General features: G+C 55.6%; 21 protein-coding genes and 1 pseudogene. 12 read left to right on the forward strand and 10 right to left on the reverse strand.

The genetic code is table 11. The annotated features are described in order from the left end of the window. Nucleotides 1-6: 6 nt before the first annotated feature. The gene (locus HKD46_RS10740) at nucleotides 7-471 is read left to right on the forward strand and encodes a hypothetical protein (RefSeq protein WP_161507929.1); all 465 of its coding nucleotides are present in this window, start codon (nucleotides 7-9) and stop codon (nucleotides 469-471) included. 84 nt (nucleotides 472-555) lie between these two features. Here the strand turns inward: HKD46_RS10740 and HKD46_RS10745 are convergent, their stop codons facing one another. The 4 genes from HKD46_RS10745 to HKD46_RS10760 form a co-directional block, all read right to left on the reverse strand. Continuing rightward, nucleotides 556-3,729, reverse strand: coding sequence for a conjugal transfer protein TraG N-terminal domain-containing protein (locus tag HKD46_RS10745; RefSeq protein WP_114523096.1), 3,174 nt, complete (start codon nucleotides 3,727-3,729; stop codon nucleotides 556-558). A gap of 11 nt (nucleotides 3,730-3,740) precedes the next feature. Further along, a complete protein-coding gene (locus HKD46_RS10750) occupies nucleotides 3,741-5,075 on the reverse strand; it encodes a conjugal transfer protein TraH (protein WP_114523095.1) in 1,335 nt (444 codons plus the stop codon). Further along, nucleotides 5,075-6,178, reverse strand: a complete 1,104-nt coding sequence (traF, locus tag HKD46_RS10755) for a conjugal transfer protein TraF (RefSeq protein ID WP_114523094.1) — start codon at nucleotides 6,176-6,178, stop codon at nucleotides 5,075-5,077. The genes HKD46_RS10750 and traF overlap by 1 nt, the downstream gene beginning before the upstream one ends. Before the next feature lie 213 nt (nucleotides 6,179-6,391). After that, on the reverse strand, nucleotides 6,392-7,129 hold the full coding sequence (locus HKD46_RS10760; protein ID WP_114523093.1) for a hypothetical protein: 738 nt from the start codon (nucleotides 7,127-7,129) through the stop codon (nucleotides 6,392-6,394). A 299-nt stretch (nucleotides 7,130-7,428) separates the two neighbouring features. On the opposite strand from HKD46_RS10760, the gene HKD46_RS10765 reads away from it, so the two are divergent. The 8 genes and pseudogenes from HKD46_RS10765 to HKD46_RS10795 all read left to right on the forward strand — a co-directional run bounded on the left by HKD46_RS10765 (nucleotide 7,429) and on the right by HKD46_RS10795 (nucleotide 15,524). Continuing rightward, nucleotides 7,429-8,472, forward strand: coding sequence for a hypothetical protein (locus HKD46_RS10765; protein ID WP_114523092.1), 1,044 nt, complete (start codon nucleotides 7,429-7,431; stop codon nucleotides 8,470-8,472). Further along, the gene (locus HKD46_RS10770; RefSeq protein ID WP_114523091.1) at nucleotides 8,465-8,836 is read left to right on the forward strand and encodes a hypothetical protein; all 372 of its coding nucleotides are present in this window, start codon (nucleotides 8,465-8,467) and stop codon (nucleotides 8,834-8,836) included. Before HKD46_RS10765 ends, HKD46_RS10770 begins: the two co-directional genes overlap by 8 nt. A 773-nt stretch (nucleotides 8,837-9,609) precedes the next feature. Next, a complete protein-coding gene (gene mobI / locus HKD46_RS10775; RefSeq protein WP_161507956.1) occupies nucleotides 9,610-10,233 on the forward strand; it encodes a conjugative transfer protein MobI(A/C) in 624 nt (207 codons plus the stop codon). 44 nt (nucleotides 10,234-10,277) lie between these two features. Further along, nucleotides 10,278-10,892: a hypothetical protein gene (locus HKD46_RS10780; protein ID WP_161507957.1), complete on the forward strand. Its 615-nt coding sequence runs from the start codon at nucleotides 10,278-10,280 to the stop codon at nucleotides 10,890-10,892. A 60-nt stretch (nucleotides 10,893-10,952) separates the two neighbouring features. Beyond that, the gene (gene mobH, locus HKD46_RS10785; RefSeq protein ID WP_161507958.1) at nucleotides 10,953-14,006 is read left to right on the forward strand and encodes a MobH family relaxase; all 3,054 of its coding nucleotides are present in this window, start codon (nucleotides 10,953-10,955) and stop codon (nucleotides 14,004-14,006) included. A gap of 254 nt (nucleotides 14,007-14,260) precedes the next feature. Then, nucleotides 14,261-14,446, forward strand: a pseudogene (locus HKD46_RS21620) (cold-shock protein); the annotation flags it as partial. Nucleotides 14,447-14,575: 129 nt separating this feature from the next. Then, on the forward strand, nucleotides 14,576-14,863 hold the full coding sequence (locus tag HKD46_RS21360) for an excalibur calcium-binding domain-containing protein (RefSeq protein WP_235673822.1): 288 nt from the start codon (nucleotides 14,576-14,578) through the stop codon (nucleotides 14,861-14,863). 148 nt (nucleotides 14,864-15,011) lie between these two features. Beyond that, entirely contained in the window at nucleotides 15,012-15,524 is a 513-nt protein-coding gene (locus tag HKD46_RS10795) for a cold shock domain-containing protein (RefSeq protein WP_114523086.1), read from the forward strand. A 384-nt stretch (nucleotides 15,525-15,908) separates the two neighbouring features. Here HKD46_RS10795 and nadS read toward each other — a convergent pair whose 3' ends face one another. Both nadS and HKD46_RS10805 read right to left on the reverse strand, forming a co-directional pair. Next, nucleotides 15,909-16,193, reverse strand: coding sequence for a NadS family protein (nadS, locus tag HKD46_RS10800; RefSeq protein ID WP_114523085.1), 285 nt, complete (start codon nucleotides 16,191-16,193; stop codon nucleotides 15,909-15,911). 1 nt (nucleotide 16,194) lies between these two features. Continuing rightward, entirely contained in the window at nucleotides 16,195-16,527 is a 333-nt protein-coding gene (locus HKD46_RS10805; protein ID WP_114523084.1) for a type II toxin-antitoxin system RelE/ParE family toxin, read from the reverse strand. Between the two features lie 1,866 nt (nucleotides 16,528-18,393). Between HKD46_RS10805 and HKD46_RS10810 the strand changes: the two genes are divergently transcribed. Beyond that, a complete protein-coding gene (locus tag HKD46_RS10810) occupies nucleotides 18,394-18,708 on the forward strand; it encodes a hypothetical protein (RefSeq protein WP_114523075.1) in 315 nt (104 codons plus the stop codon). 1,812 nt (nucleotides 18,709-20,520) lie between these two features. On the opposite strand, the gene HKD46_RS10815 is transcribed toward HKD46_RS10810, so the two are convergent. After that, on the reverse strand, nucleotides 20,521-20,886 hold the full coding sequence (locus HKD46_RS10815) for a hypothetical protein (RefSeq protein ID WP_171865423.1): 366 nt from the start codon (nucleotides 20,884-20,886) through the stop codon (nucleotides 20,521-20,523). A 444-nt stretch (nucleotides 20,887-21,330) separates the two neighbouring features. On the opposite strand from HKD46_RS10815, the gene HKD46_RS10820 reads away from it, so the two are divergent. Both HKD46_RS10820 and HKD46_RS10825 read left to right on the forward strand, forming a co-directional pair. Next, nucleotides 21,331-21,501, forward strand: a complete 171-nt coding sequence (locus HKD46_RS10820; protein ID WP_171865424.1) for a hypothetical protein — start codon at nucleotides 21,331-21,333, stop codon at nucleotides 21,499-21,501. Between the two features lie 476 nt (nucleotides 21,502-21,977). Next, entirely contained in the window at nucleotides 21,978-22,727 is a 750-nt protein-coding gene (locus tag HKD46_RS10825) for a hypothetical protein (RefSeq protein ID WP_171865425.1), read from the forward strand. An 81-nt stretch (nucleotides 22,728-22,808) separates the two neighbouring features. Here the strand turns inward: HKD46_RS10825 and HKD46_RS10830 are convergent, their stop codons facing one another. The 3 genes from HKD46_RS10830 to HKD46_RS10840 form a co-directional block, all read right to left on the reverse strand. Then, nucleotides 22,809-23,195: a CopG family ribbon-helix-helix protein gene (locus HKD46_RS10830; protein WP_409240928.1), complete on the reverse strand. Its 387-nt coding sequence runs from the start codon at nucleotides 23,193-23,195 to the stop codon at nucleotides 22,809-22,811. 269 nt (nucleotides 23,196-23,464) lie between these two features. Continuing rightward, complete coding sequence (locus HKD46_RS10835) at nucleotides 23,465-24,235, reverse strand: hypothetical protein (protein WP_114523070.1); 771 nt, start codon at nucleotides 24,233-24,235, stop codon at nucleotides 23,465-23,467. Between the two features lie 59 nt (nucleotides 24,236-24,294). Next, entirely contained in the window at nucleotides 24,295-25,197 is a 903-nt protein-coding gene (locus tag HKD46_RS10840) for a RepB family plasmid replication initiator protein (protein ID WP_114523069.1), read from the reverse strand. Between the last annotated feature and the right edge of the window lie 1,524 nt (nucleotides 25,198-26,721).

Genomic DNA, 26,721 nt, shown 5'->3' on the forward strand with positions numbered 1-26,721 from the left:
ACGGTCATGGAACGAGACAAGAAAGTGGCACTTGTCACACGGTTGCAGGGAGAGCTGCTACGCGAGCACCACACGGGGCATCCCGAGTGGTATGCGGAGGGGCTTGTCGCGTCCGCTTTCCAGGGAGTGCTGATGACCACGAATCACCGGGATTACGACCTGACGTGCAAGCGCTGGGGCTCGGTGCAAGTCAAAAGCCGGGTGCAGGGTACCGACAAAACGCAAAACCGCACCAACTACGAAAAGTATCTACCGGGCGCATTTGATCATGTGGCCATCATTCTCTTTGAGACCGATTACCGGCTAAAAGCAGCGGTCATGCTGCCCTGCGCTGATGTGCTTTCACTGCGGAAAGCCAAGGGACACGTCAAATTCGATGATGCAAGGAAGCACCCTAATGCGGTCGATATACAGCCTGACTTGCTTGCCGTGAGTGGGGAGCGTCACCCTGTCCTCGAAGAGGCATTCTGAAACAAACGCCAAGCCTTAACAAAAAGGGCCCCTTGGGCCCTTCTGTGGTCAACCAGCTGAGATCCCGCTGGAAAATGCTTGGCATCACTTTTTGCCTGGGAAGCCTTTAGAAAGTTGATCGACCATTTTATCCATATTAGTGGTAAATGATTCAGCCCCCTCCTTTAGCTGCGGAACTCCGGGCATATTGGCGACCTTATCCCCTGCTTCATCGAGCCATTCACGTCCCTTATTCATGGACGCATTATCCGGCAAAAGATTGACCCCGAACCCAACAAGTGAGTCACCCACTGTTTGACCCAGCCAGAAGTTGTTAGACTCCATAAGATCCTTAGCTTGTGTTGTCTCAGTCGCATCGGAACCCTCAACGTGCAAGGCCCCAGTGACACTTTTCATTGTTGCAGCTGTCCCATTCTCACGGTTAGGCGCTAAGGGATAGGTGACATCATCTTTACCGCCGTTATTGGCTAAAGCCTGTCTCATAGCCACGCCTACTGTTTCACCCCTATTTTCACTATCTTGGGCGTGGACAGTCGCTTGACCGCTATTAACATTCCCCTGAGCTTCACCAAACTCGCCAGCTGCCAGAGTTTGCGTTTTAGCTGTACCTCCCGCCACCTGCCCTGCTAGGTTGGCAGCTGCACCGTCATTAAGCTCCACATAGTTACTGACCCTGTCTTCCTGAGAGGCAGCTTCATTGACCTTAACGAGTTGCTGCAACCCTGCATTTGGTGCCGTCTCGTTCATATCCCGGTATACCGCCGCCGCTACAGCGCGGTCATCGGAATCCAAGCCACCAGTCAGGCTCATGCCAGCTTCAATCAGATAAGTGGCGGCACCAATGGACGTAGCCGCAACATTGGAAATTCCTACCCCGGTAAATTTGGCACCATCTGCAATTTTATTGATACGGATTCTTGCGTTGTCAGTTAATTGGCCATCCTCCCCAATCACGCCAGCTTTAAGGAACGATTCCCTTGCATCAGCGTTCTGCGCCATGACCCGGTCTACGGTCTGTTGGGCATCAAACACATTGCCTGCCATTTTCGCACGCTGTGCGAGTTCGCCAATGTCAATCGAGGCATTCAAGGAACCATTGGTACTCGCATTACTCGCGTAGGCCATTTGGTCGACTACAGATTTGCTATCTGAATAGTTTTTGGTGCTACTCACCATCTTATTGGCTGCATCGGAATATGACGCATTGCCCGCTATGGTGTGACCGGTGAGGTAATCACTGGCTTTAGTAAACGCAGCATTGACCGAGTTGGCCATTGCGTTTGATGTCGAACCTGAGCGTCCCGATGAATGGTTCTCTCCTGCCTCCTCAGTTTGACCTCGTGTATCCGTTTCTGTAGATGTACTTTTAGCACCGAGTTTCCCTGTGGCTGAGAACACTCCGAAGTCAAAGCCCCCACCAACCTGGGCCATAAATTCCTTGGAAGCAGCATTCGCATTTTGTGCAATTCTTGTGGCAGCCTCGCCATAGGATATGTTGAATGCTTCTGCATAAGCCTTTACCGCGCTTTGCGTAGCATTAAGGGAATCTGAAATCTGCGCTTTCTCGCTCGTATTGAAGCTCGAATTATTCAACGCAGACCTACCAGCCTGTGTCACCTGTGCGTAGCTCTCCTGAGCGCTCGCAATCGCTTGATCCATTCTCTGATGAGCAGCAGTCAGATTTTTCGAGATTGAGCTTCCAACAGCTGAGCCCGCGTTAACCACCGACGACAACGGACCATTGGCACTGGAGATAACACCACCACCGGTACTGGAATAGGGATCCCACGTCGAGGTCGTGGACCCCATTTTCGTAGCGCCATTATCCGGTGCGCTGGCAATATTCGGGGCAACGTAATGGGCATTGACCGGGGCATCGGGTGAGGCTTGCTTGGCAACGCCTTGCATACTGTGGACGCCCTTGTATAGGACCGCCATCGCCAATGAGGGGATCGCCGCCATCATCATCGAGCCGACTGCCAGATAGGTCTGAGCCTTCTCCAACACCCCTGGACTCCCATTCCATGACATTGCAGCAGGACCAAAGGAACCGCTCGATGACATGTCAGTGGTCAGGGCATAGTTCAAATAGGATTCAACCCCAACCGCGATAAGAGGCCAAAGGTTGGTGAACATAACGAACATCGCATAGCTACCGGCGGCCTGTAAGCCGAACTTACCGGTCACTAGCATCAGCAGCATCAATGGCGCGATGAAAATACTGAAGAACTCGAAGAACGTAATGAGAGCCGGAGCCAGTTCATTAAACATTTCATACGAGCCCGCCATCTTCACCAAGCGTTGTTCTTTGGCCGTGAACTGCATCATTTCAGTTTGCAGGCCAACCTTATCAAAGGCTTTTCCCAGCCCGTTTTTAGTGGCTGACCATATCATCCTCTGTAAGGCCATATCGTAGACAGCGATTGCAGAGCCAGTCAGCATAGCGGTGGCATCCTCGATCGCTTTCTCATCAATGCCCATCTTTGCGTTGAACGCATCAACCTGAGCTTTGTACTGCGGGCCTGTTAACGCCCCCTTCAAATAGGTGAATGTCTGTGAACAACTCATCGTTGTGGGAGAACCGGACCGCACAACGTTCTCTGTCGTCCAGTTGTTATTGTTGACCTTTATCGTATCAATGATGTCGGAAGGTCCAGCGTGCGAAATCGTGTTGAGTGACACATCCTGCGCTGGGCCACCTGTCACAAGGTCACGCCCCACGCAGTCCCTCATATAGTTATTGAGCGTTCCGCAATAATCGACGTTGCCCCCACCTAACATGCAGAGCGAACCGGTTATATAGTCTTGCTGATTGAGCTTCATCAGTGCCCGCAGCGGGTCAATGGTGCCGGTATTTTGCGCTCCATAACCGTTAATGGGGGTGATGACCTCAAAGGCTGTCTGCAGATCTTCGGTGATACGTGAGAGCAACGTGGTCGCGATACTACCCGAGATGGCGACTAGCAACGGCACATTATCAACCGTCTGCACCTGCTGGGTGATCCGGCTCTCTACGAGCACCGTGACCCTTGATGTCGGACCGGCGAGCATCATGAAGATGATCCAGCCAAAGAAGAAGTTTTGGACAGGCTTGTGCGAATCGTCGCTCACCCGTTGAAGAGCGGTGATAAACAGGAACAGCAGTGAAATCACTGCCGCACCGTAGTAGATGTTGTGCCCGTCAGAGAACATCATGGCCAGCGCATTGTACGCAGCCACGATCATGTCAAAGTTACCCGAGATGTAGACGTTCCACATGTACCGGCCCCCTACTTACTATTTCCAAGAACACGGATGAGCTGTTCTTGCTGCTGGAAGTTAAAGACCAGTTGTTGCTGGGCCAACAAGGTTTCATCGTTCAACTCGGCCATCTGCTGTACCAGCCCCTCCATTGCCTTATCGAGTTGCGCAACGAGGTGTGCTTCTTGATCCGATTTTTTGGCCCCCATCCAGTTTTTAAGCCGGGCAACAAAGCCACGGATAGAGGACGAGAGCACAGCATTGGACAGCACTTTGGAATAAAGGATGATGTTCGCGTCAGCCGTTCCTGGGGGGGCCTTTTCGAGGTACTGATAAAATGAGGCATCAAGCACCTTCGTGAAGTTCTGCTCTGAAGCATCGAGGTCAGTTTGGGCATAGATCTTTTTATGGATGGCCAACATCTGCTCGGCTAACGAGTCGGCAAGGCCCTTCCAGTTGGTGACGGTTTGCACTGCCGGGGTCATGCAATCTGCTTGGTCATTACCGCATGTGAGCAGTTGCACCTGAGAGGCAGAGTGAAGGAGATCTCGCGCCAAAAGAGTTGGCGGCCATGGCTTGATGTCGAAACTTGCTTGGTCGGCGTTATTATCAACCACAGTGACTACGATGGTTCCGAGCAACGAGTGCATCAACTCAGGCCAGTTGTACCCGGAGAGCCCTTCCACGGTCCAGCTTTTGACTGTTTGGTTTTTAAGCTGATCCCAAACCAGGTTGTACTCAGTATCTTTTATCGCATCAGGATCGGCCTTCTTGGCGGTACTGGCCTGATCAAGGGGAGATGCGTCGGCGTCGCCATCATCATTAAATATCCCTTTCACCACATTCATCGGCTTGAAGAACGAATTATCACTGACATGCTTCAAACCCTGTTCGCCCAATGCGTTATTGGCGATCATTTCATACGAGGCGGTACAGGCATCCCGGCTGTAAGCGTTGAGCTTATTTAGCTCAGCGGAGAGATATTCCAGGGTAGACATACAGGTGGCACACACCGCCTGCATACCTACTTGGAAGGCATAAGTTGCAGCGCCGTTTGCGATCCCTCGCATGACCTGCACCATCTGGTCCTTGTTGATGATGGAGAACGAACCGGTGAAGAAGTCCACTCCACCACAACCGACGTTCACCTTGGGCGGCACCACCGAGATGACGTTGGGGGTGATCTTCGGCACCCGCGCCACAAAGCCACCCCCGGTGGCCCCAAAGCGCTTCGCGGTGCTGAAGGTCGTGGGTTGGGTGCTGTTGGTCATCATGTCGGAGAAGATGGTCTTCATCGGGTTGTCAGCCATAGCGGGCTGACTACATAACCCAAAGACCAGCAACAGAAGTGATAGGTAGCGCATTATTGCTGTCCTCCTGACATTGCAACGGGAGCTAACTGAGAGTTGTGGCTCGGGAAGTTGAGCCGTGATTCAAGGTGAGCGATCAGGGCCTGCGGTCCTGCTTCGAGTTCACTCTTGGGGATGGCAACCAAGGACGGGGCATTGACCTGCGGCTGTTCGGGATCTGACACTGCTTGCTCACCGGATGGGGAGTCTGTCATCAGGTACTGGCGGACATCTCTCGATTCCTGCAGCTCCTGTTCGGTGATAAACCCGGCGGCCTGCGCTATGTAGAGAATGCTTTCGAGCATGTCCTCCAAGGTCACCAAGCCTTCACTGAGCTTGTGGATCTTCTGGCCGTCATTGGAGACGAGGAACATGCTGGGGGTCTTGGTTACGCCAAGCTGTTGGGACATCTGGCCGCCTGCATCGACCACCACATCCTCAAACTCTGTCCCCGGCAACGGTTGGCCATCCATAGAGACGGCCAGGATGTTGACGTGGTACATGCGCTCCAGATATTTGAGGATCGGACCCTCTTTTATGCAGTATTGGCAGGTTGAGGCATAGAAAAACCAGAGACCGGCCTTATCGAAGACCTTCTGGACTGCCGCCTGCTTCCCTGCCTTCACCTGCTCGTTATGAGATGTCAGTTGGAACTGGGTGACCGGCCGCCGGTTATCCTCGCTCATCTGCGGGTTCATGATATACATCCGGCGAGTTTCATCTTGGAATTTCGTGGCCATATCAACGGCCATCTTCTGTGCAAGCCAGTAGACCTTCACCTTTTCCATGTCACCCGGATTGTTCATCGCGTCGTCCAGTAACTTGGGCAGGTTGTCACGCAGCCACTTGACGTCGATCTCAACCATCTCACCGGGTGGTGGAGCAGCTGCTGGTTCGCTGGTCTCGGTAGGCTGCTCCTGCGACGCCTCTTCTTCTGTCGGATCCTGGTACCAGTGCCAGCCCTGTGTGGCTGCACTGTTTCTTTGCTCGATTCCCTGCAGATATGCCTCGCGCTCCTGCACGAGTTGAGCCTGCCGCTCTTCCATTGGATCTGCGGATACATGCGAGCTGGCCACCGCGGTTAGCAGGCATAACCCAAGGTACTTGCCTCTATTCATAAACGCACACCCTAAGCGTTAAAAGCTGATCTTGATTATATTCGTCATTGGGAAATGACCAACAGCTAAATGCGCTCATGGTGCAAAAACAGGCATTAATAGAGGGGGTTGAGGCTGGTTTTGCCAACGAGGGGACAGAAAAAACCCCAGATACCTATCGGTGCCTGGGGTCAATGGGAGCTGTTGTCTCTCAGGATAGCTGACTATGGAAGGTCAGCGACTTGGGTTGTCAAAGAAGGTCGGGGTCATCACATACTGCGCATCCAGATCCATGGCGTTGGCTTGGGTCAGATTGACCGGCGCTTCGACACTATGAAGTCCGCGCACGACCAGCAGACCGGACCTAGCAAAGTCATCACTGTTGGAGACCATGACAAAGGCGGGTGGCAGCTCGTAATCGAAACGCCCATTGCGCATGAGGTGAATGCTTCGCTTGCCCTTCACCAGCCAGGGCACATCTTGGATATTTCTACCGGACACGAACACCGCCTTCAGATCACCTCCATCACAGTAGTCCTTGTTGACCCCCGCAATCGACACCAACCCCCAATTATCCTGAGTTTGGATAAAGGCCATCTCCACCGGCGAGCCATCAATCGAGAAGTGTGCGCCTTCGACATTGGTAACGGGCATCCGATGGGTCGGGTTGATGCAGGCTTTAGTCAGCATCTCATCGAGCGGTTTGGACGAGTAAATATGGATGAGATAATCGAAGTCGGCTTCGGGCACGTTCTGGACATAAGAGAGCATCGTGGCGCTTAAACCGGTACGGGTATCGGTGATCTGGCGAGCCCCAGAAAGAGTGATGCTGTCCGCCAGACGCTCGTAGTGAGGGACAAAGTTATCCCCTACAAAGGCGTAATCGGGTTTGCTGGAACAGCCGCTACCCACTGCGATGGCCAGCAATAGTGCCGCCAGACATACCGGTTTTACCTTCAACAGACCGACCATTTTGCCCTCTCAGAAGCTGAAAAGCTGGTTATATATACAGCGCATTTTGGGGCCAGTATATCCTTCTGCCGATCGCTGACAAGAGCTTTGCTACAAAAAAACACTCATAATGCAGCTCTTTTCTACTTCTTTTTCTGCATTCTTTACTAAAAAATAAGCACCGAATTGTCAGGCCGCTTGACTGTGCGACTGAGCAGTTTATGATTAGGTCCATCCGATGACGCCTTAATGACACCAGATTGGCATCATTTCTCCACCACGCCAGTAACGCTACAGTGGCTCTTCATGAGAGGGAACGTATGAAAAAGGTAAAACTAGAACCCATCATCGCCGGTATCAACAATCATGTTGACCACTTTGACATCAAGGGTTCCATCCTGATCGAAAACGGCGACAACAAATATCTTATCGGCAAGGCCGCTACCGAACTCAGCAATTCAGGCGAGCGCATTCAAGGGGGCACCGTCGAGGACTTGCACTTCCAACTGCTCATCAAGTCCATACTTGCGCTGGGTCTGGGTGCAGGGGATCACGAAATTAGCGTGGGCTTCTCTGTATCATCGCACATCATGAATGAATTTCGCCGCGACCCTAGCAAGAATGCACTCAGCGACGACCATTTCGACACGCTTGCAGAGGCTGTTAAAGAGATCAGGTTCCGCGTCGGTAACACCGGTGCCACCACTCAGGTATGTCGAGTTAAATTACGACAAGAAGAAGTGCCGGTTCTCTACGAAACTCAAGCTGTCTATAATGTCATCCCTACTCGCGCTCAAACCTACGCGCTATTCCAGATTGGCGGCGGCGACTGGCAAAGTATGTTGGTTGTAGATGGCAAACCACGGATTGATACCCACAAGCGCGTATCCGGATTAAAGGACTGCGTGGCCAACCTCAGACGTGATCTTTCCCTGCAACTGGCAACAGCTGAAAAAGCATGGCACGAAGAGAAGAAGCCTAGCAATACCGACGGCATAAACGAGTCAGGCAAAGATCAAGGATGGGTATGCTGCAAATCCGACAAAGCACGCATCATTAATAACCACATCTTTACCAATCTGCCAGACCTCATTAATACCTTCCGCGATTATCCAGATCGCATCAAGTCAATCATTGTCAGTGGCGGTGCGGTACACGACGATACGTTTTTGGAAGTGTTACGGGAGCAGGTACCGAATAAATACAAAATCTTCACCATCGACCAGTTCCGTGTCAGCGAACCGGATGATGCTGATGTGCTTATGGACCCGAGCTTCACCTGTGCGTTCGGTATTCAGTCTACTGGCGTGAAGGTTGGCCTGGACATTGGTAATGCTTATTTGAAGGGTGTATTCAATGTCTAAGGGACCAGCAAAAGACCCTAACCGTGTCCAATTGCGCTTGCCCGATGACATCCTTAACACGCTTACCGCGCCGCAACTGGGCACCAAACTAAAACAGTATTTGAACAACGGAATTGAGTTATCAGCCCCGCTGGTCTCCTTGCTCAACAATGCCAACAAGAATGCAAAAATCGAGATCCTGCTATCTTTGCTTCTTGCTAATCTTGCTGTTGAGGAAGGCGATTCTAATACTCAGGCTGCCAAACCGGTTCCCAAAAAATCTTCTTCCAAGGGTTCAAAATCTGAAACCGTAGCGCCTCCACAAGAGGGCACGGCAAAACTCAGACCAGAGGTTGAAGATGATGATTATGATGATTTGAAATAACGGACGACACAGGGTGAGGGGTTATCTCTTCACCCTGTTTTTATATTCCTCCCAATGTGACTCTCTCCCCTAGCCTACTCAGCGACTCTTCCAAAACCGCCTGCCAAACACGCCTAGTGCCAGCCTTTACGGCGGCCAAATCGAGCACCAATCAGTTCCTGACCGGGAAGCACTCAATACCACGTTCCTCCGCCTATCTTGTCCGAAGGATTGGGATCTCTCAGTACATTTGCTGGGTTCTGGTTGTCCAGAGGCCAGATATGCACATTAGGATCGCATTCCTTCGCCTATCTTGTCCGAAGGATTGGGATCCTGACACGCATTCAATCCAAGCCACAGCCAAACAACCGATAGGCCATGTGCAGTCAATCACTCAACCCTCCGCCTATCTTGTCCGAAGGATTGGGATCCTGTCTGCACAACAACCCTTGTCAGACCAAGTATGCACGTTACTACCACGTTCCTTCGCCTATCTTGTCCGAAGGACTGTGGAACTGATTGTTCAGCGATATACAAACCTTACTTTGAAGTACAAACCGCTGTAGCCCGCGTGGTGATTGGGTTTGCATCATTTTTTGCCCCCTATTTTACGGACGTACAACTTACACGTTTTCATCCATATTTATGCGTGTTTGCAAAGTGGCACACACATCGGTATCTTGGGTCACGTTGGGAGGAGAACTTGGACTGAGTCACCAAAACCCTCTCACCTTGTCCGGAAGATCCCGATCCTTCGGACAAGTATTTATCAGGAAAAGGGGGGTCAAAAAATCATGGTTCAAGACATGCCTGTGGGCCCTGTTTGTAACGAGATCGCAGAGCCACTGCGCGAAGCTCTCGCTAAGGCATCTGCAACGGTGGCTGAGTTCGCCCAGGTCATCATCGACCGATACTGGCAAGAGTTTCGTCGCAAGAACCAGGACCAGCGTCACCTGCCCGAAGATAGGCGGCAGCTTGGTCGGTATGCCCCAAACATGCGCAGGCACAAGGCCAACAACAAAATCTATTTTGTCTGGAGAAACTACCAGCCCACGAGAAAGGGAACACGCAAGGGCCGCATTCTCGGAGTTGATATAAAACCTGCAAAGGGACTGCATTACACAGAAAAGCAATTTATGGCATATGCCAGACCATGGGAATTCTCTCTGATTGTTCGTACCGAACGCCAACTGGCAGCGCTGAGGGAATTACAGGAAGGCATCCACAAACATATAGTTCATTTGGCGAAGTGTGAGAGGGTATTTGAATGGAAGCAGCAACTGGAGATCGACAAGTCAGCCATCCCGACAACCCCCAAGTTGACGGAAATAAACAAAGGGGAGGTCAGGAAAACAATCGCGGAGTACGAGGCGGAACTAAGCAGGGAACTGGAGATCAAAACGCTAGACAATATGTAAGGTCTAAGCCTCAACCTTATGTTGCAGGTGCAGGACAGGCGGCCATGGAGCTCAATACAAAAAGCACCATGTTGAATCGTCACATTAATAGTGCCAATCACAAAAAGGCGAATACCGCCTTTATGCGTGTTGGAACTTTGCTCGTGATGACTGCTAACGACCCAGTCAACCAGAAGAAGATTACCGATTGGCTGGATTATTTGTTAAAGCAGATGACGGACAATATCAATTCTGACCAGGAGTCTATCCGTGTTCTCTGGACTGGTAGCGCTCCAAAGCTGGACATCGTTCCTGTTGCCGGGGAAGCCAAGCATTATTTTTACATCAACCACCCGCGTCTGCGTCTTTTCATAAATCAGTTCAACCGTGTTGACGGGCTGGCGTATGAAGTAGACCAACTGTGGTTTGCGGGATTGATGTCAGATGAACGCCGCGAGATGTCGTACAAGAAACTGCTCTATCCGATGAACGCCATCACCGAGCACTTCAACTATGTGACCAACATTTCACGTCGCAGCGGTGGTACCTATACGCCAGAAGAGTTCCTGAAATTATTGAGCGAGCAGGAAAGCATGAGGACATTCATCATGCACCACTTCGAAGGGCCGGAGCATGTCAAATATGCTGGCACGGTCAAGAAGTTCGCAGGTTGCGAGTGATTATCCAAAAAGTGTAATAGCGAGGGGCGTAAGCCCCTTTTGGGTTTTTGGGGAGTGAGTATGCAAGTTGATTCCGCAATTTTTCGACTCTTTGCGTGGTGTGCCCGCACAGCGAAGCGCTTTAATAAAAAGGGCCCTCCTCCACGGAATGAACTGTTGCAGGTTGTCCGTACCGTATCGGGAGATCAAATCGTCCCGAGTGGCGTATATTATTCTCCGATGCCAATCATTGGTATTCAACCCTTGTCCATCGAGGACATCTTGCGGCCCCATAGCGGGACCATCAATGAAATAATCCAGCGTTCCGGGCTGTCGACAACGCACGCGAAATACAATCCAACTAAATTAATAACCGATGTGATAGAACGGGTGGCCGAGTACATTCATTTGCTACCCGCCAGCGAGGATTATCACCACACCGAAACGGGTGGGTTGCTATCACACAGTCTTGAGGTCGCCAAGATCGCACTGGGTGAGGCATACAACATCGACCTGCCCTCCAAAACGTACCCCGACCTGGAAACCATCAGGCGCACCCGATACTTCTACGCGGTGTTCGTTGCCGCCCTACTCCATGACGTAGGGAAGGTTTTTTCTGACATCAGGGTGACCTGTGTCGACAAGAACACCGTATGGGCTCCACATGTGGAGCCGCTGACCACCTGGGCCCTAAAAAATAAGGTTGCCAGCTACCAGGTCGAGTACAAGCGCGGTCGAGGCCGAAGTCATGAGCGGGCCGCGAACTACATCACCATGTCCGTACTGAGCACCGAGGCGAGGGAGTATCTGTCGAGCTGCAAGACGGACAACCTGTATATGGAGATCGACGAGGCGATCTCGCACTACGCGGAGCGGGAAGAATACATCTCGCTGGCGCTTCGTCGCGCTGACAGTGCCAGCACCCTGAAGGATATACAGGGCCGTCACGTCAAGGAGACCGGGCGGAGGGAGTTTTCGCTGGCAACGCTCTTCATCAGGGCGTGCCAGCGACTAACGGCGGATTGGACCTGCAACACCAAGGGGGCGATGCTGTGGCTCATTGGTGGAGATGTTTTCATCGCCTACACCCAGGCGATAGAGGCAATCATGGAGGAGATTCGCTCGTCCGGTGTCTCCATCCCGACCGACGTCAACGAGATCTACAACCGGCTGATCGAGCAGCACATCATCGAGAGTTTGGACAAAGAGACCCGAAGCGTTTTCTGGTCACCTGGACACTTCACCGAAGACGAAGCAAGGCAGATCCAAGAGGACTTGCTCATCAACCGGATCAACCGCCCCTGGCTCTCGCTCGTCAAGCTCAAGTCCGTTAACTACGCCTATGGGTCCGTGGTGCTGCCTGAGTCGCAGCCGGGATTGATGTGCTTGAACAAGGGTGGGGACATGATGCTGTACCGCAAAGGCTCCCTGTACCAGCCCGTTATTTTGTCCGCCGAGGAGATGCACAAGCGGCGTAAGGAACTGGAGGAAAAGGCCAAGGCGGAGGCCGAAGCGACGCAAGCCGAGAAGGAGAAGGCGCTGCAGGAGGCGGTGAAAGAGGCGCTGGAACGAGAACGGGCTGCCCAGGCAGCGAACGGTCACGCTGACGCTACTGGTGGCGGGAACCCGGACCAGATTCCCGTGAGTGAGTACAACTATCCCCTCTTTGACTATGAGCACGAGTATCTGGAGGAATCTGGCGCACTTTGGGACGACTACGCCGCCATGAACCAAAGCGTCTACGAAAATACGGACGCCAATGGGCCTCAGTCCTCTCAGGACAGCGAGGATGACGACGCTGATACTGATGCCGCGGGTAACGAGTCCGATGCAGCAGAGAGCGTTTCAGAAGCTGGCAAAAAGAAGCGAGCCAGATCTCGTGTCAAGAAGCGCCTGGCCGAGCGTGCAGACGGTAGTGAACAGCTGCCGGATGACGATGAGCTTGATGCTGACGACGAGACCCCACCTCCCCCGGCCACCAGCAATGGAGGCATGTCGAGAAAACAGAAACTGGAAGCCAAGCGAGCTGCCAAGTCGTCGAGCGAGCCAGAGGTTGCTGTGGAGACCCCGGACACCCCGGTGCAGGAGGTAGCAGTCAATGTCCAGGTAGCACAGCCAGCCGTGCCGCAGGATGACAGCCCTTCACCGGCGACCCCGGAGCAAGTGGTTGCCGAACCGACCACCCCCACCCCAGAACCAGTGCAGTCGCCAAAGCCTGCTCAAGCGCCGCGCAAGGCGTCCGGTCAGGACAATCAGGACAGGGCAAGGCAGTGGCTCAGCTGGTGCAGTGCGCAGCGCAACAGCGGCGTGTTGATGTACCGGACCATCAATGACATTTCGTATCTACGAGTCGGGTTGCTGGCCAAGCACCTGCTGAAGGAGGTGGACGAGGTGATCGAGACCCTGGCGCAGGGCAAGACGATACAAGCGACCCTCGAAACAGCGGCAAGCCCAGATCGTTGCTACGTGGTCATGATGCCCAATGAGCAGGGACAGCAGGAGGAATGCTGCCAGCTCAGTATCCGTGGCCAGAAGATCATGGCCGCCGTGTCCGAGCCAAAGCGCGAGGAGCCAGACCGCCGCGAGTTTGTCTCGGTATTCGAGCGGCTTCAACGTGGGGACGAAGAGGAGCAAGTGATGGCCGTAGTAGAGACCGAAAGCACCGGGAACGCTGTTCTGCCGGACAGCCCACCAGCGCCTTCGTCCGTGGAGGACAAGGATCCCGCCCCCACACCGGTCACCCAGGTGCAGTCCAACACACCCGAGAGTGAGCAGGAGTCAGTGGTCGTGCAGGACAACAAGCCTACCCCAGATGATGACGATGACTTCGAGGAGGAAGACGAGGATATGGACGAAGAGGAGATCAACCAATCAGCCCTGTCAGCAGCATTGCACCCCATAGGTTATCGCTGGCGAGAAATCAGCGACTTTGCTGAGACCATGAAGCGGTTGAGATGGGGTCGCGGCAAGGACCGGGACGCAATGATGGAGACGGATGAGGGATTTGCTATCCGGTCTTCCTACTTCCGTGAAAATGGCGAGCACTACTTCAACTTCCCGCTCTCGGAGCTGAAGGAGTTTCGCAAAAAGATCGACGGAAAATGGTATTACGTGGTGCCACGGGAGCAGCCGTAACTCATTCAAAGTAATGACTTATAAACACCTATCCAGCGACATATCAACCGTTTCTGTGGATAAGTGCTTAAGGATACAGCAAAAGGCCACAAAACACGGGGTGTTATACACCGGCAATCTGCTCGGGAAGCCGCAGCGATACTGGTCAATCACGACCCCAGACCTGCAATGGAGCAGGCTGAATAAGTCCGTGACGGACGGGGTCAACAGCACAGTGGCATCACGAGTTAGGTGCCGATGAGAAGGAAAGAAGGATGCGTTTGAAGGGTAAGTTAGTGCGCTGGAACGGCGACAAGGGGTTCGGGTTCATCCGATGCGAGGAGAATCACGAGGAGTATTTCGTCCATATCTCGGCTTTCCCCCGAGATGGGGTGCCACCACGGATTGATGAGAGCGTGAGCTTTGAGGTAGGGAAAGGGAGAGATGGGCGTCCGCGTGCAGAGTCTGTCCACCGGGGCAATGGACCGGCACCGGTCAAAGTCCACCAGCCACATCGAGCCCCGAGCACCCCCAAGTCGCCACGTCGGCCTAATCCGCGATCTACTCGCCCGAGGTTTACCTCCCTGCTGATGAGTGTGGCGTTGCTGGCGGGTGGGTACTGGGCTGCCAAGCCATTATTGTCCGGCCAAGACACTCAACCCACCGCGCAGATGAGCCAGGTCAACTCAAGCGCTGTCGACGAGCAGCAGGATGACAACCTCGATGTCGCGGCCAGCCAATTTAGTTGCGACGGGCGAACTTATTGCTCAGAGATGGGCTCGTATGAGGAGGCCAAGTTCTTCCTCGACAACTGCCCCAACACCAAGCTCGATGGCAATCACGACGGAGAACCGTGCGAGGCGCAGTTCGGGCACTGACCACCAGGTGCCCGTCCGTTGAGGACATCGGCTGAAGGTAGGAGGCCATGCGGTGATCACCAGGCCGGGCTGGTGGGTAGCGAGATTGAGTTTTCTTCCCCGGAGAGCGGCAGTGGGCATTCGATAGGCAGTACGAGAGGGATGTGAGATGCGAACAGATGGAACAGTGGTTGTCTGGTACGACGATAAGGGGTTTGGTTTTGTCAGGGAAGCGCACACCATGCGCGAGTTTTTCTTCCATATCTCCGCCTATTGCCATGATGGCCAGCGCCCACAACTGGGGGACAAGGTGCGCTTTGGTGTACTGCAGGGACATGGGGACCGCTCGATCGCGGTGGGTGTCTGGCAACATAAGGTCAAGCCGGGGGACGAGCACATTCCGTCCGGCAAGGACAGCGATAAGCTGCCCTTCCCACACGCGAGGGACGAGCTCCGGAAGTGGCTGCGCATTACGCCCCATCGCATCGTGGTAGCCACGGCGGCACTTGCTGGCGTGCTTTACATAGTCCAACAGACGCTTGTGTTACCCGAGACGTTTCCCAATAACGCCCACGCTGGTACGGTGTTGGAAGCGGAAGCCAAAGAGTGGAGCAAGAACCTGTTCAAGGCGGAAGCTAAGACCCTGGGAGCGGCGCAACCACATAGCTCCAAGGACGATTGAGACAAGATTGAGATGACTTGGCTCCTGCACCAACATCCTCGGGCAGGAGCAATCCTTGAGATCTCCCGGTGTCGGCCGACATCCCCTCCATCATCCCACACCTGCCCGTCCGTGGCGGACCTTAGCCGCCGGAGCTCGCGCGTGCCGCCGGTGGCCACGACCAGTGCTGGAGTTCGACGAACACTTCGTCGGCCAGGAAACGCTGCAGATAACCCCCATCTCTGTCCGTGGCGGAAATTTACCTACCCACCAGCATCTTCAGCCAGGGAACACCGCAGTACCGACTGGCGTGCGACCGGGTTCTCGGGTACTCGACGCGCGTAGGGCGGGAGAAGGGATAACCTAGCCTACCTCCGCTCTGAAAGGATCAATATCATCTGGCCTTCAATGGGCCGCCAGTTCGCGGAACAGTTCGGGCCGCTCTTGAAGAAGTGCCAGCACCTTAGCAGTCAGCCCGGTTGGATTGCGGCGGCGGGTTTCCCAGCTCTTGACCGTATCCACACTGGTACCAAGCCCGATAGCAAATTCCTGCTGCGAGAGATCGAGGGCCGCACGGATCGCCTTTACATCAGCCACCTCATAGCGGGTCAATTCTGATGCCTCGCTGCGGCCCTGCTTGATGGCGATGGCCTCTTCCAGAGAGGCTTGCAACTCATTGAACATGCTCATATCAATCCTCATCTTTTAACTGTGCGGTCAGTTTCTTCAATATTGCTTTTTCCGCGGCTGTCAGGCTGGACTTCTCGCTTTTGGAATAAGCCAGCACGAGATAGATTTTTTCAGCATGAGCCAGGAAGTAAATCACTCTGGCACTGCCACTCTTCCCTTGCTGCCCAGTCGCCATCCGGACCTTACGCAAGCCACCTGTACCTTGGATCAGATCCCCCTTTTCGGGGTCGGCAATCAATTCAACCTGCAACGACTTCAATTCATCGTCAGTCGCAAGCGCCTTAATCTGTTTGGTGAAAATGGAGGTTTCGATAAACTCGATAGCGTGACTCAAGCGCCAATTACTCTCTAGGGGCCTTTAGTGGTGTACATTGTACACCTCATTATAACTGAGAGACAACGTCCCGCCACAAGAGACACGCCAGGTGCGTTGCTGACAACAGCAGAGCAATGACCCCCAGCCCTTGTCCATGGCGGAATTTGAGCGCCTAACCCGTGCCTTCAGCCTGGTGTCACCGCGGTACCGACGGGCGTGCGACCGGGTACTCGGGCCAACTCCTCGGGCAATTCACCCTGCCCCTGTCCTCGCCGGACCTCAGCCACCGGAGCTCGCGCGTGCCGCCGGTGGCCACCCCGGTGCCGGAGTTCGACGAACACTTAGATGGCCAGGAAACACTGCAGGCAACCCCGTCTCTGTCCGGGCAGGAGTTTGAGCGCCCTCACCGCGACTTCAGCCAGGCAAACGCCCAGGTACCGACGGGCACTCGACCCGCGCCGCGGGCCTGCTCCTCGGCCAACCCGCACCACCTACCGTCCGTAGCGGAGCCTGATCCCGAGATTTCCCGCGTGCCGCCGGTGGCCACCCCGGTGCTGGAGCGTCGGCCGACATCTCCTCCGCCGGTTTGCTCTTGTGCCCGTCCTTGCCGGAGCCTGAGCGCCGGAGCTCATCCGGATTACCTGGTGATCACTCGGTGGCCAGCACCGCTGCGCCGGTAAGGCCACCAGCCCCCCCAGGTCGCCGTTTCGGTGAAGGCCGGTGAAAGTCCACGAAGGAGATGATGAGCACGCAGCTGCAGCGCCGGGCCGACCCGGTTGTTGCCAGTAGCAACCCGAGCTGGTGGGTGGACGAGTTTTCTTCCCCGGAGAGCGATTTAGTCCAGCCTTTCGATAAGTGACTGAGCGATAGGGACTTTAGAAGAGCGAGAGGTGGACTAAATCCTGACGCTGCCCGCACCAGCAGGCTGGTAAGGCAGCTTGGTGAGGTCGGAGTGCCCCTTGCTTGTCTGACGAGGACATCGAGTGGAGAGGCACCGGGACGGGCCTTCTCTTTGGTTCCATCTCATTGATCGCTTTGATATTATGCGACCCATGGCGAGCTAGTTGATGGCTCCATGGTTTGACGACTCTTTGGAGCGACGGTTTGATCCAACCGTTCCGCCAACGTCAGCTGGTCCGCCACCCAAAATGACGAGCTTGGTGGGGCAGCTGCAAAGCTGGCCGGTTTGGTACCCGGTGTGCCAACCCTACCCTGCTTGTCACTCACTGCGAGATTTCGGCGGACTGGATAGTGGCTCATAGAGCGCCGGTTCATGGTTCCCGGTAAGACCAACGCAACTCAGTTCGCCACCCTCCCCTCACCCCACCGCGCGTCGCATGTCAGCTCTCGAGTGATAAAGTCCTTCCAGTACACCAAGCGCCCGGCTGCGTCTTCAGGTCGGCAACACGCCTGTGGCCACCAGCGGTGCTGGAGTTCGACGAGCGCTTCGTTCCCTGGAATCCCTGCAGAGCTTGACCGACGTTGTCCGTGAAGGACGCGCACACCCGGAACTCACGTCTTCAGCCCGGCGGCACCGCGGTACCAACGGGCACTCGACTCACGTCGGCCGACATCTCCTCGGGCACATTGCCCCTCACGATGTCCGGGCAGGACGGTAGCCTCCCTGTATCTGCAACTCACCAGGTAAACTCCTGGCAGCGTGCTGGGCGATCTCATCTCGGGTCGCGCCTGTCGGCACCACCCCAGATCCGCTGGAGGTCCGGCTACCCGAGCTGACTGCAGCGGCCAGCGTCCCCACATGGTTGTCCGTCACCCACATTCACCTTCACTTGGCTTTCCCGCCGGTACCGGGCTCCCCGTACTGACGTGTCTGCCTGCTTTTGATATGTTTCACCATATCTGGGCAATTACCGAGGCGATTTTATGAGTTTTTCTGCTCTCACGCTGAGCTTTGACGTTTATCTGGTCGTCTTAGCTTGTGCCACTGGGTACGCGATTTATCGAGGGTTTAAGTGGGTGCGCGACATTCAGGCCACCCAGAAACACATCCTCGCAAGGCTTAAACAACAAGAGAGCGCAAGTGCCCTCAAGGAGTACGAGACTGCCGAGGCATTGAAGCGCGTTCAATCTCAAATGGAATTGCTCGCCTATCTGGAGCAGAAGCGCATCGAGCGTGATCTCGAACAGGACGAGACGGCTTTCAAATCCATGAGGGCTCGCAGGACGTCGTCACGATAGCACCCCACCCTTTACTCACGCACAAGGCCGGGCACATCTCCGCCGCCCGGCCCCACCCGCCCGTCCTTTCAGGACAATTAAGCCCCGACGCGCAGCCATCTCCCAGGTGATCACCCGGCGTGGCCAGTACCGACGGATGTTCGAGTGCTGTCGGCCGACATCTCCTCCGCCGGTTTGGGCCCGTGGTTGTCCGTGCAGGAAGATCTGGGTCCGAGCTCATCACGTTTGCCTGGAACGCCCTGGTACCGACGGGCGCTCGACGCGCGTCGTCCGGCGGCTCCTCGGCCAACATGACCCTCTCGATGTCCGGGCAGGACGACAATATCCCGGGATCTGCACTTCACCTGGTAAACACCTGGCAGCGTGCTGGGCGTTCTCAACGCCGGGGTCAACCCAGTAAAGCGGGTTGACAGGCGCAGCGACCAGGCTGGAGCGCACGGTGCCGGGCGAGGCTGTCCGTCCTCCACTTTCACTTTCCGTTTTTCTCCCGCCGGTTTATCGCAGGACGCTGCTCCGCCGGTGGCCACCCCGGTGCAGGCGTGTCGGCCGACATCTCCTCCGCCGGTTTCACCCCTTGCCTGTCCTTGGCGGAAGCCGAGCCGAGGGAGCTCATCACTTCTCCTGGTGGCCATGCACGCTGGAGGCAGTTCTCATCCAGCTGCTGCTCGCACGCAAGTTCTCGAGCGCCGTTGTCCATGCCGGACAAAATCGTGCCGGTCTGATGTCTTCAGCCTGGTCTACCCCGGTACCGACGGTCACGCGACTCACGTCGGCCGACATCTGCTCCGCCGGGTTGCCACAGTGGGCGTCCGTAATGGAGCCTGTCCCCGAGGTTTCGCGCGTGCCGCCGGTGGCCCCACCCCGGTGCTAGAGTTCGACGAAGTCTTCGTGCCTGGTAAACCCGGCTGCATGGCACCCTGGATGTCCTTCGCGGACATAATCGACCGGATCTCACGTCTTCAGCCTGGTCATCTCCCGGTACCGACGGGCACGCGACTCACGTCAGCTGACATCGCCGGGATCAGATCCAACCCGCTGACTTCCGCGCAGGACGGGGAAGTACCGAGGTTTTCGTCCCGCCGGTGGCCCCACCCCAGTGCTGGAGTTCGACGAAGTCTTCGTGGCCAGGAAACCCTGCAGGATGAGCCTGTCGTTGTCCTCGAAGGAATTTGAGACCCGACGACGTCTTCAGTCACGTCTTCCGCCAGGTCAGCACCCCGGTGCAAACTGGCGCAGCAGTTGGGTGACCCGCGCGCTCCTCATCGAGCCAGAACGGCAGATTGAGCCGTAGAAGTCCGTGCAGGAAGGTAGGCCCGGTGGTTGATGCGTGCCACCTGGTGGCCAGCCACGTCACGGGGCGTCAAGGTTGCGTCGCCTGCCCTCTCCTCGGGGAAAACTGGAGCCCGACGTCACCGAGCAGCTGCTGGCACGCCAGTTCGAGCTTCTTGAATGTCCATGGAGGAGATCGTGGGCCCGGCGGCGTCTTCAGGTCCGGCTGCACGCGGGTGCCACCCCGGTGCTGGAGTGTCGGCCGACATCTCCTCGGCCCGGAAGCGTGTGTGCGGATCCGCCGCGGACTTTAACCGGTGAAGCGGACGACATCACCAGGTGGCCACGGGCGGAGCGGGTCGAGCAGGGTGGCGTGGGCTGGAGGCGCGGTGTTCGAGCGAGGATGTCCTGCCCGGTGAGCGTCTTTAGCTCTTGCCCTGACAGAAAGCGATAGATGGGTGGAGGGGGAAGTGAAAGCCCGACAGTGCCGGGCTGACGTTGGTCGTGTGGGCGCTATTTCATAGCCGCATTCCAATAGGCTAGTCAGTGGGTTGTCTGTTCCTCACCCCGCGCTTCTTCCTCTATGGTCACACGCAGCCCGGCTGCACGCAGTTCGTTTTCTAACTTCTTAATGGTCGACACGTCTTCCTCCCAAGACTCACACACATCGTCTAGCCGTTGGGTTAACTCTCGGATGGTCTGGGTGGAAGCGACGTGATCTGTTATGAGGAGTTCTATCTTGTCGAGCAGCCGGTCATTCTGGGCCAATAAGCGGTTGTTCCTCTCTACCTCGCGTAAAACCAGATTGAATCCTTCTTCGGCACGCTCACTCATTTTCCTGTACTTGTCCATTGAGACCCCGCGCTCGGGGTAAAACAGACCACGCATCATTGACCTCAATGATCCCATCTACAACTCCTTGGCATCCAGTAATTCCATAATGATTGTGGGGTCAGATTACTCATAACTTACTGATTGCCAAGGCCCAAATTGGCGCTGTGCGCGAAGATATGTGCGCGGTATTTTGTGCGTGAGATCGCCGCAAACCGCTTGTGGCAAAGCCCCTAGCAAGGTTGGCGATCCGTACATATCAGGGAAAGCGCTCGAAAATAATTTTCAGTGATGCTGGGGGCATTCTTCCGGGTGTCTGGCGCTGGCCTAAAGCAGGTCTTGCTCACCGGGATGGACAGCTCGGGGTGAAGGGCCTGTGCAATTGGCTGCAATCCACCAGGTGGGCGTCCGGCTAGGACAGCGGGCTTGCGTCGCCCTGGAACGACCGGCGTGGACGGGTCGCGGGGTGTGGCATGAGCGGATACCCTTAAGGCTGTATCCCCTACCACGCAAGGACACGCCATGACTACCTATTACCATAACTGCCGGAGATGCGGCTGTACTGTGGACAGCGAGCGCTACAGCAACGGTCGTGATGGAGAAATCCATCAAAACGACACGATCTGCAGCCGGTGTAAGGCTCGTGAAGAAGAAGAGCAGAGGTACAACGATCTGATGCTAGATGATGATTGAGGCGCATCCGTCTCTTCAGGCTGGGAACCTCCGGTTACCAGATGCAGGGAGGAGTTTGCCATCGAACCACCCGCAAAACCCCCTGCATAAGTCTTTAGGTCTCCCCCCCCCGGATAAATGATCATCGCTGGTATGGTTTTTTATCGGAGGGGGGCCGCACCGGAACCGGGCGCTCAGCGCCACGGTACCCGGAGATGACCTGGCCTGCTCTAAACTCTCGCCGTCCGTCAGGGACGCCCACCCCCTTCATCGCCTGGAGTTACCAGGACAACCCGGCTGTATTCAAGGTCACATCCTCCTGCCAGTCCCGCCGGGACAAGAACAACCCTTTGCCACTTTCACCTGGAGCGACGTGAAGGTTTGCGTCTTGCACCCGACTCTCGGGATTCGCATACTGGGTTGGCTCGATTGAGTCAAAGGAAGTTCTTATGAGGCCCATAAGTCCATGTTTCGTCCAGCGTCATGAGGGAACACCTGTGCGCTTCGTGCTGGTGGACGACGAAGTGTATCTCCCCAAGGATGACTTCATCCGTGTCACGCGCTTTTGTTTCATCTCACCTGACGGTGATTGGAGAAAAGACCACCACATGTTGAGCGACCTAGTCATCAAAAGCGCCCTCAACATGGTGGCAGATGACGCTGATTTCCGGATCCTTCGCGTGGAAAAGAACAAGGTCGCAGAGGCCATCAACTTCTGCTCCATCACGGCTCTGGCAAAGGCTGGGGTCAAAGAATGGGGAAGACACTACGCCAAGTTTAAATACCACGACGAGACGTTAGATCGGCTGGCCTTTCTGGATGGCTGGCTACAGGTCGCGCACATGAATGCACGGCGACACTTCAAACTTCCGCCTGAGATACCCGATGCGATAGTCCAGCAGCGAGCAACCCGCTGGCGCAACCGCCCAGTGCTTGTGGTCAATGTATTCATATACGATACGGAGTGTGATGGCTTTCGCTATGCAGCGACCGTGGAAGGCATTTCGCTGACCGAGAGAAATGAGAGCCTAACAGAGTTGGTACATGATGCGTGGAGCTATCTGGATGGGTTCCTTAAGGCCAACTTCCCCTACCTCACCCCCGGTACAGTCCGGTTACGTTTTGCGCCCGATGAAGAGGTGATCAAGCAAAACCCGGCGTGGGAATCGCTGGTTGACGATGGCATTTACGGTGACCTGGAGCAGTCGTTCCCGGCTCAGACAGTGCCAGTCCTCGAAGGAAGCTGATGCCGGGGCGCGTGCCTGGATCCTGCACCGGTTCATGACTGTCCATGCGGTACTCGCAGTAGCGCCGCCGGGTAAGTGGCGTCAGGGCTGGCCATCGAGCCCAAGGTCACGCTCTACTACATCGAGTGGGTGCAACCGCTCTTCCCCCTTGCGCACTCTCTCCGTGATCCGGTCTGCCTCACTCAGCAGGCCCTCATGACATTGATCCATCTCCTGCTCAGGGCCGAAGTCACCCGCGTCAGCCTCGCGCAGTGCCGCCCCTATCTGCTCGACCTGCAACTCCTCACGCGCCAGATACTCCGAGATGGCCTGTCTTGCGAGCTCGGATAAAGTCCTGCCAGTAGATTGAGCCAACCTCTGTAGCCGTCGTTCTACGTCGTCCGGCAGTTGCACCGACCACTCCTCCATAACCCCCCCGATCAACAAACTCTCTGACTTGATGGTACAGCCAAAGCCCAGGTTCATCATCGCTTAGTGCTGCCCGGCAGCGCCAGGTTGCACACCCGGTGCTCGGTCTGGACCGGACCATGAATGTCCGGGTGGGTCAGCGACTACCGGCCGCCTCTTCTGCCCGGCATGACCTGGTACCTCGGATGCAGACCTCATCCCGGCAGCTGGGTCGTTTGTCCGCTCTCGAGTGGGTAATGTCCAGCACAGACATTATCAGTGCACCGGGTTGTCTTCAGCCAAGGTTTGCCTGGAACATGCCGGTCTCAGCTGGTGGCCTCTCTGGTCCCTCAACGGGCCTGCCGCAGCAGGACGACGCTAAGCAGTAGCAACAACGCATTGGTCGCCAGCAATGTCACGACGCTGAACACCATGCCCTCCAGCCAGCAGTCGCCCAGCCTGCCCAGCAGTGCGAGGGCCTGCTCCTGCCAGCCGTCCAGCGCAAACCAGCCGCTGAGCATCGACCAGAGGATGGATCCAGCTACCACCACTGCGGTAAGCGCAACTCCCGCCTTGAGGGTGAGACCATGCTCGGCCATCCGGTAATCGGCAATGCTCGGAGTGGAGTGCAGCGCCACTGAGTAGCACAGGAGCAGTAGCAGACCAGAACGCCAGTCACGAGATGCCGCCAAAAAGTCTGGGGCGGAAACAAGAGACAGCGTGCCGGGTTCGCCCTGTCCGGTCAGGCTAAGCAGCCCGCTAATGAGCAGCGGGCACAGCAGCGCCGGGGCCAGCGCCGAGACCACCAGTCCGAGTGTCTGGTAAGAGGACAACGGGTTGTAGCGGTACTGGACGAAACCTAGCGTGACCCGATTGCCCCGCGCTGGATGGGGGCCAAACCAGTTGATCTTGTCGATACGATGGAGAAACAGCACGTTGAGGGTCGCGTGGGCCAACTCGTGTGCCACGACGCCGGGGAAACTCAGGACCAAAAAGGGTCGATAGCCCAACACACGCTGCATCTGTGCGTGAGCCCACTCTTGCAGGGCGCACAAAGCGGGAATACTCAGCAGGACCGCCAGTGGCACAATGAGGGGAGACAGCTCAAGAAGATCGGGCATCAGAACGGGCACCAGAGGGAGAGCGCAGACTCAGATTGTCTTTCGCGGACAGCGAGCAATCAATCCAAATCAACTGGCTCCACATCGACAGGCACTACACCAACAGGCACCGCCAGCTGCTTCACCCGGCCATGAACGATGTAATACTGCTGCCGATTCTTTGTAAGGAACGAGCCTGACAGATAACCGATGGCTTGGAGTTTCATGATCCCCTGCTTGATCTTGCGGTTGGCCTCTTTGTCCGACGTCTCAAGCCTGACCCGTTCACGCAGCCGCTCGAATGACACCGGCACCGGGTTATTGGGTAGCGACGAGAAGAACAGATATAACGTCTGGGCGACTTCCGCTCGGGGCAGCATTTTGAGAATTTGCAGACTGACCAGCACCTGATGATCCAGCCGGTAGAGATCCCAGAGGGTTTCGTCGGCCATCAATTCGACGACATCTTCCTCACCGTCGTACATGGCCCGTAACAGCATCCCTGTATGAACGGCCTTCTCCGCGCTCTTACGCCGGAACGACATCTTTTGGCCCTGAATGCGTGCCAGCGAATCGCCAATTTGGCGTCTAAGATTCGCATCGAAGCGCCTGCTAGGATAACCGCACTTTCTCGCAAACTCGGAAAACGGCAACTTCACGGTGTTAGCGGAATAGCCTTGTGTGGCGAAGACAAACACAATGCCGCACCACACCCGAAAATCCGTTTCGATGTTCAGCCGTGGGCCCCGCATCTGCACATGGTCGTAACCTTCGGTCTGACACAGATCGAGGCTGATCAGGTCGGCGCTCAGGTCCAGCGTTTTGACTTCGGTCGCGTCGGTCGTGCGGCCAACCGGCGTGAACACACCGGTACGAAGCAACACGTTAGGTTGAACACTCGTCGCGCTGGTGATGACCAGCGTCTTACCGTCGTACAGGCCAGTGGTATCAGTGCTTGGTAGCGGATTGTCTATCTGACCCATGCGGCCCCCGTTAATTATTGCCAAATTAGAATACACCAACGAGCCCAATTAGAGTACACCTCTCGCGGTATTTGCGGGTCACAGCACACAATCAACGAGTCGTTGGTACCAACGGACATTAACACTGCCTTACACAGGCCCTCACTTTACCCACTCGGCATACACCTATCCCACTCGGCATACACCGACCGAGAAAATAGCGTCATCTGGGCGCTAATGGTTGCGCATCCCACTCGGCATACACCCACCCTGTACGTCGCTTCACACGGGAATTGCCGTCATCTCTACCCACTCGGCATACACCGACCAAGAGAGCTGCCTCATTTGGGGGCTATTGGTTGTGCATCCCACTCGGCATACACCCACCCAGCACGTCGCTTCACATGGGCATTTCCGTCATTTCTACCCACTCGGCATACACCAAGTCAGATAAAAGCCCCAGATGGAGACCGCCATTTACTTTACCCAGCTGTAATACACCTTCCCCCTAGATAACCCACTCAGAGTACACCGGAGGCTGTTTTTAGACCCGCATGGCTCTTTTTCGCCATATCGGAGCACGCAGGAACTACCAGAACAGCAGTTTAAGGCCCTAGACCAGACTGATTCCGGCCATGTTCGGGGCTCATCACAAGGTCTCAGGGGTGGCAAGACGAGCAGCCAGGGTCGCACAGAAGCGCAAATAGGGCGTGATCTGGTCTCCGTGGATGTGGATAACATGGCAGATGGCTGTTAGCCTTATTCCCAGAATGTGGCTGTAATACATTGAAAATACAGCGGTTGAGTTGAATGCTGGTGGATGTGGATGAGACCCCAAAATACCCTGTCGGGATACACCACCAACCCTGTCGGCGTACACCAAAAACCCACTCGACGTACACCACCCACCCAGTCGGCGTACACCATCCTCCCTGTCGGCATACACCGCATCGGCCTGTAAGCCGCGCCACGACAGGGCTGGCGTGGTATGGGGATCTATTAGGTACTATCAGGATCTCTTTAGGATCTGTTATTGGATCTGGCCGGTGGATAACCTCAGAGATAACCCCAAACTCCATACTATTCCGGGTTGCCCATTGTCAGGATCTTGCGTGGACTTCGTGAAACCCGGAGCGATGAAAACCAGAGCGTCGCTTACCGGTCGGGATTGACGTCCCACCCACGTCGGCCGACTCCTCCACTGCCACGCAGCCCATCCACGTCCGTTCAGGACAGCCAGCACACTAACTCATCCCAGTCTGGGTCGATTACCCCAATGCCTCCCATCCCAGCAGCTGCTCGCACGCCCGGTGGCCGTTCTGGACCAGACACTGAATGTCCGCGCTGTATTCTCTCCTCCGTTGGCAAAGCGTTTACCTGGTGGCCACAGGGAGCCCAGTAGAAGAGGGGTTGGGCCAAGGGCTCTATCCCGGCGAGCCGCCTTGGCAGTGGCGCAATGCCCCCTCTCGCCCCTGATATGGCTTGTTTTTGGATCAGCCGCATTTGCAGTGGCTCTAAGCCCTATAGCTCCATGATATGGCTTGT

The sequence above is a fragment of the Aeromonas sp. TW 6 genome (genome assembly GCF_013168745.1).
GTDB classification, from domain to species: Bacteria; Pseudomonadota; Gammaproteobacteria; order Enterobacterales; family Aeromonadaceae; genus Aeromonas; species Aeromonas caviae.

Bases quoted from the DNA above. Each gene is read 5' to 3' on its own strand.
- nadS (WP_114523085.1), bottom strand. From the start codon at position 16,193: ATGAGCATGTTCAATGAGTTGCAAGCCTCTCTGGAAGAGGCCATCGCC.
- HKD46_RS10810 (WP_114523075.1), top strand. From the start codon at position 18,394: ATGAGTTTTTCTGCTCTCACGCTGAGCTTTGACGTTTATCTGGTCGTC.
- HKD46_RS10740 (WP_161507929.1), top strand. From the start codon at position 7: ATGGAACGAGACAAGAAAGTGGCACTTGTCACACGGTTGCAGGGAGAG.
- HKD46_RS21360 (WP_235673822.1), top strand. From the start codon at position 14,576: ATGAGTGTGGCGTTGCTGGCGGGTGGGTACTGGGCTGCCAAGCCATTA.
- HKD46_RS10760 (WP_114523093.1), bottom strand. From the start codon at position 7,129: ATGGTCGGTCTGTTGAAGGTAAAACCGGTATGTCTGGCGGCACTATTG.
- HKD46_RS10835 (WP_114523070.1), bottom strand. From the start codon at position 24,235: ATGCCCGATCTTCTTGAGCTGTCTCCCCTCATTGTGCCACTGGCGGTC.
- HKD46_RS10750 (WP_114523095.1), bottom strand. From the start codon at position 5,075: ATGCGCTACCTATCACTTCTGTTGCTGGTCTTTGGGTTATGTAGTCAG.
- traF (WP_114523094.1), bottom strand. From the start codon at position 6,178: ATGAATAGAGGCAAGTACCTTGGGTTATGCCTGCTAACCGCGGTGGCC.
- HKD46_RS10830 (WP_409240928.1), bottom strand. From the start codon at position 23,195: ATGATGAACCTGGGCTTTGGCTGTACCATCAAGTCAGAGAGTTTGTTG.
- HKD46_RS10815 (WP_171865423.1), bottom strand. From the start codon at position 20,886: ATGGGATCATTGAGGTCAATGATGCGTGGTCTGTTTTACCCCGAGCGC.
- HKD46_RS10745 (WP_114523096.1), bottom strand. From the start codon at position 3,729: ATGTGGAACGTCTACATCTCGGGTAACTTTGACATGATCGTGGCTGCG.
- HKD46_RS10795 (WP_114523086.1), top strand. From the start codon at position 15,012: ATGCGAACAGATGGAACAGTGGTTGTCTGGTACGACGATAAGGGGTTT.
- HKD46_RS10840 (WP_114523069.1), bottom strand. From the start codon at position 25,197: ATGGGTCAGATAGACAATCCGCTACCAAGCACTGATACCACTGGCCTG.
- mobI (WP_161507956.1), top strand. From the start codon at position 9,610: ATGGTTCAAGACATGCCTGTGGGCCCTGTTTGTAACGAGATCGCAGAG.
- HKD46_RS10820 (WP_171865424.1), top strand. From the start codon at position 21,331: ATGACTACCTATTACCATAACTGCCGGAGATGCGGCTGTACTGTGGAC.
- mobH (WP_161507958.1), top strand. From the start codon at position 10,953: ATGCAAGTTGATTCCGCAATTTTTCGACTCTTTGCGTGGTGTGCCCGC.
- HKD46_RS10765 (WP_114523092.1), top strand. From the start codon at position 7,429: ATGAAAAAGGTAAAACTAGAACCCATCATCGCCGGTATCAACAATCAT.
- HKD46_RS10780 (WP_161507957.1), top strand. From the start codon at position 10,278: ATGGAGCTCAATACAAAAAGCACCATGTTGAATCGTCACATTAATAGT.
- HKD46_RS10770 (WP_114523091.1), top strand. From the start codon at position 8,465: ATGTCTAAGGGACCAGCAAAAGACCCTAACCGTGTCCAATTGCGCTTG.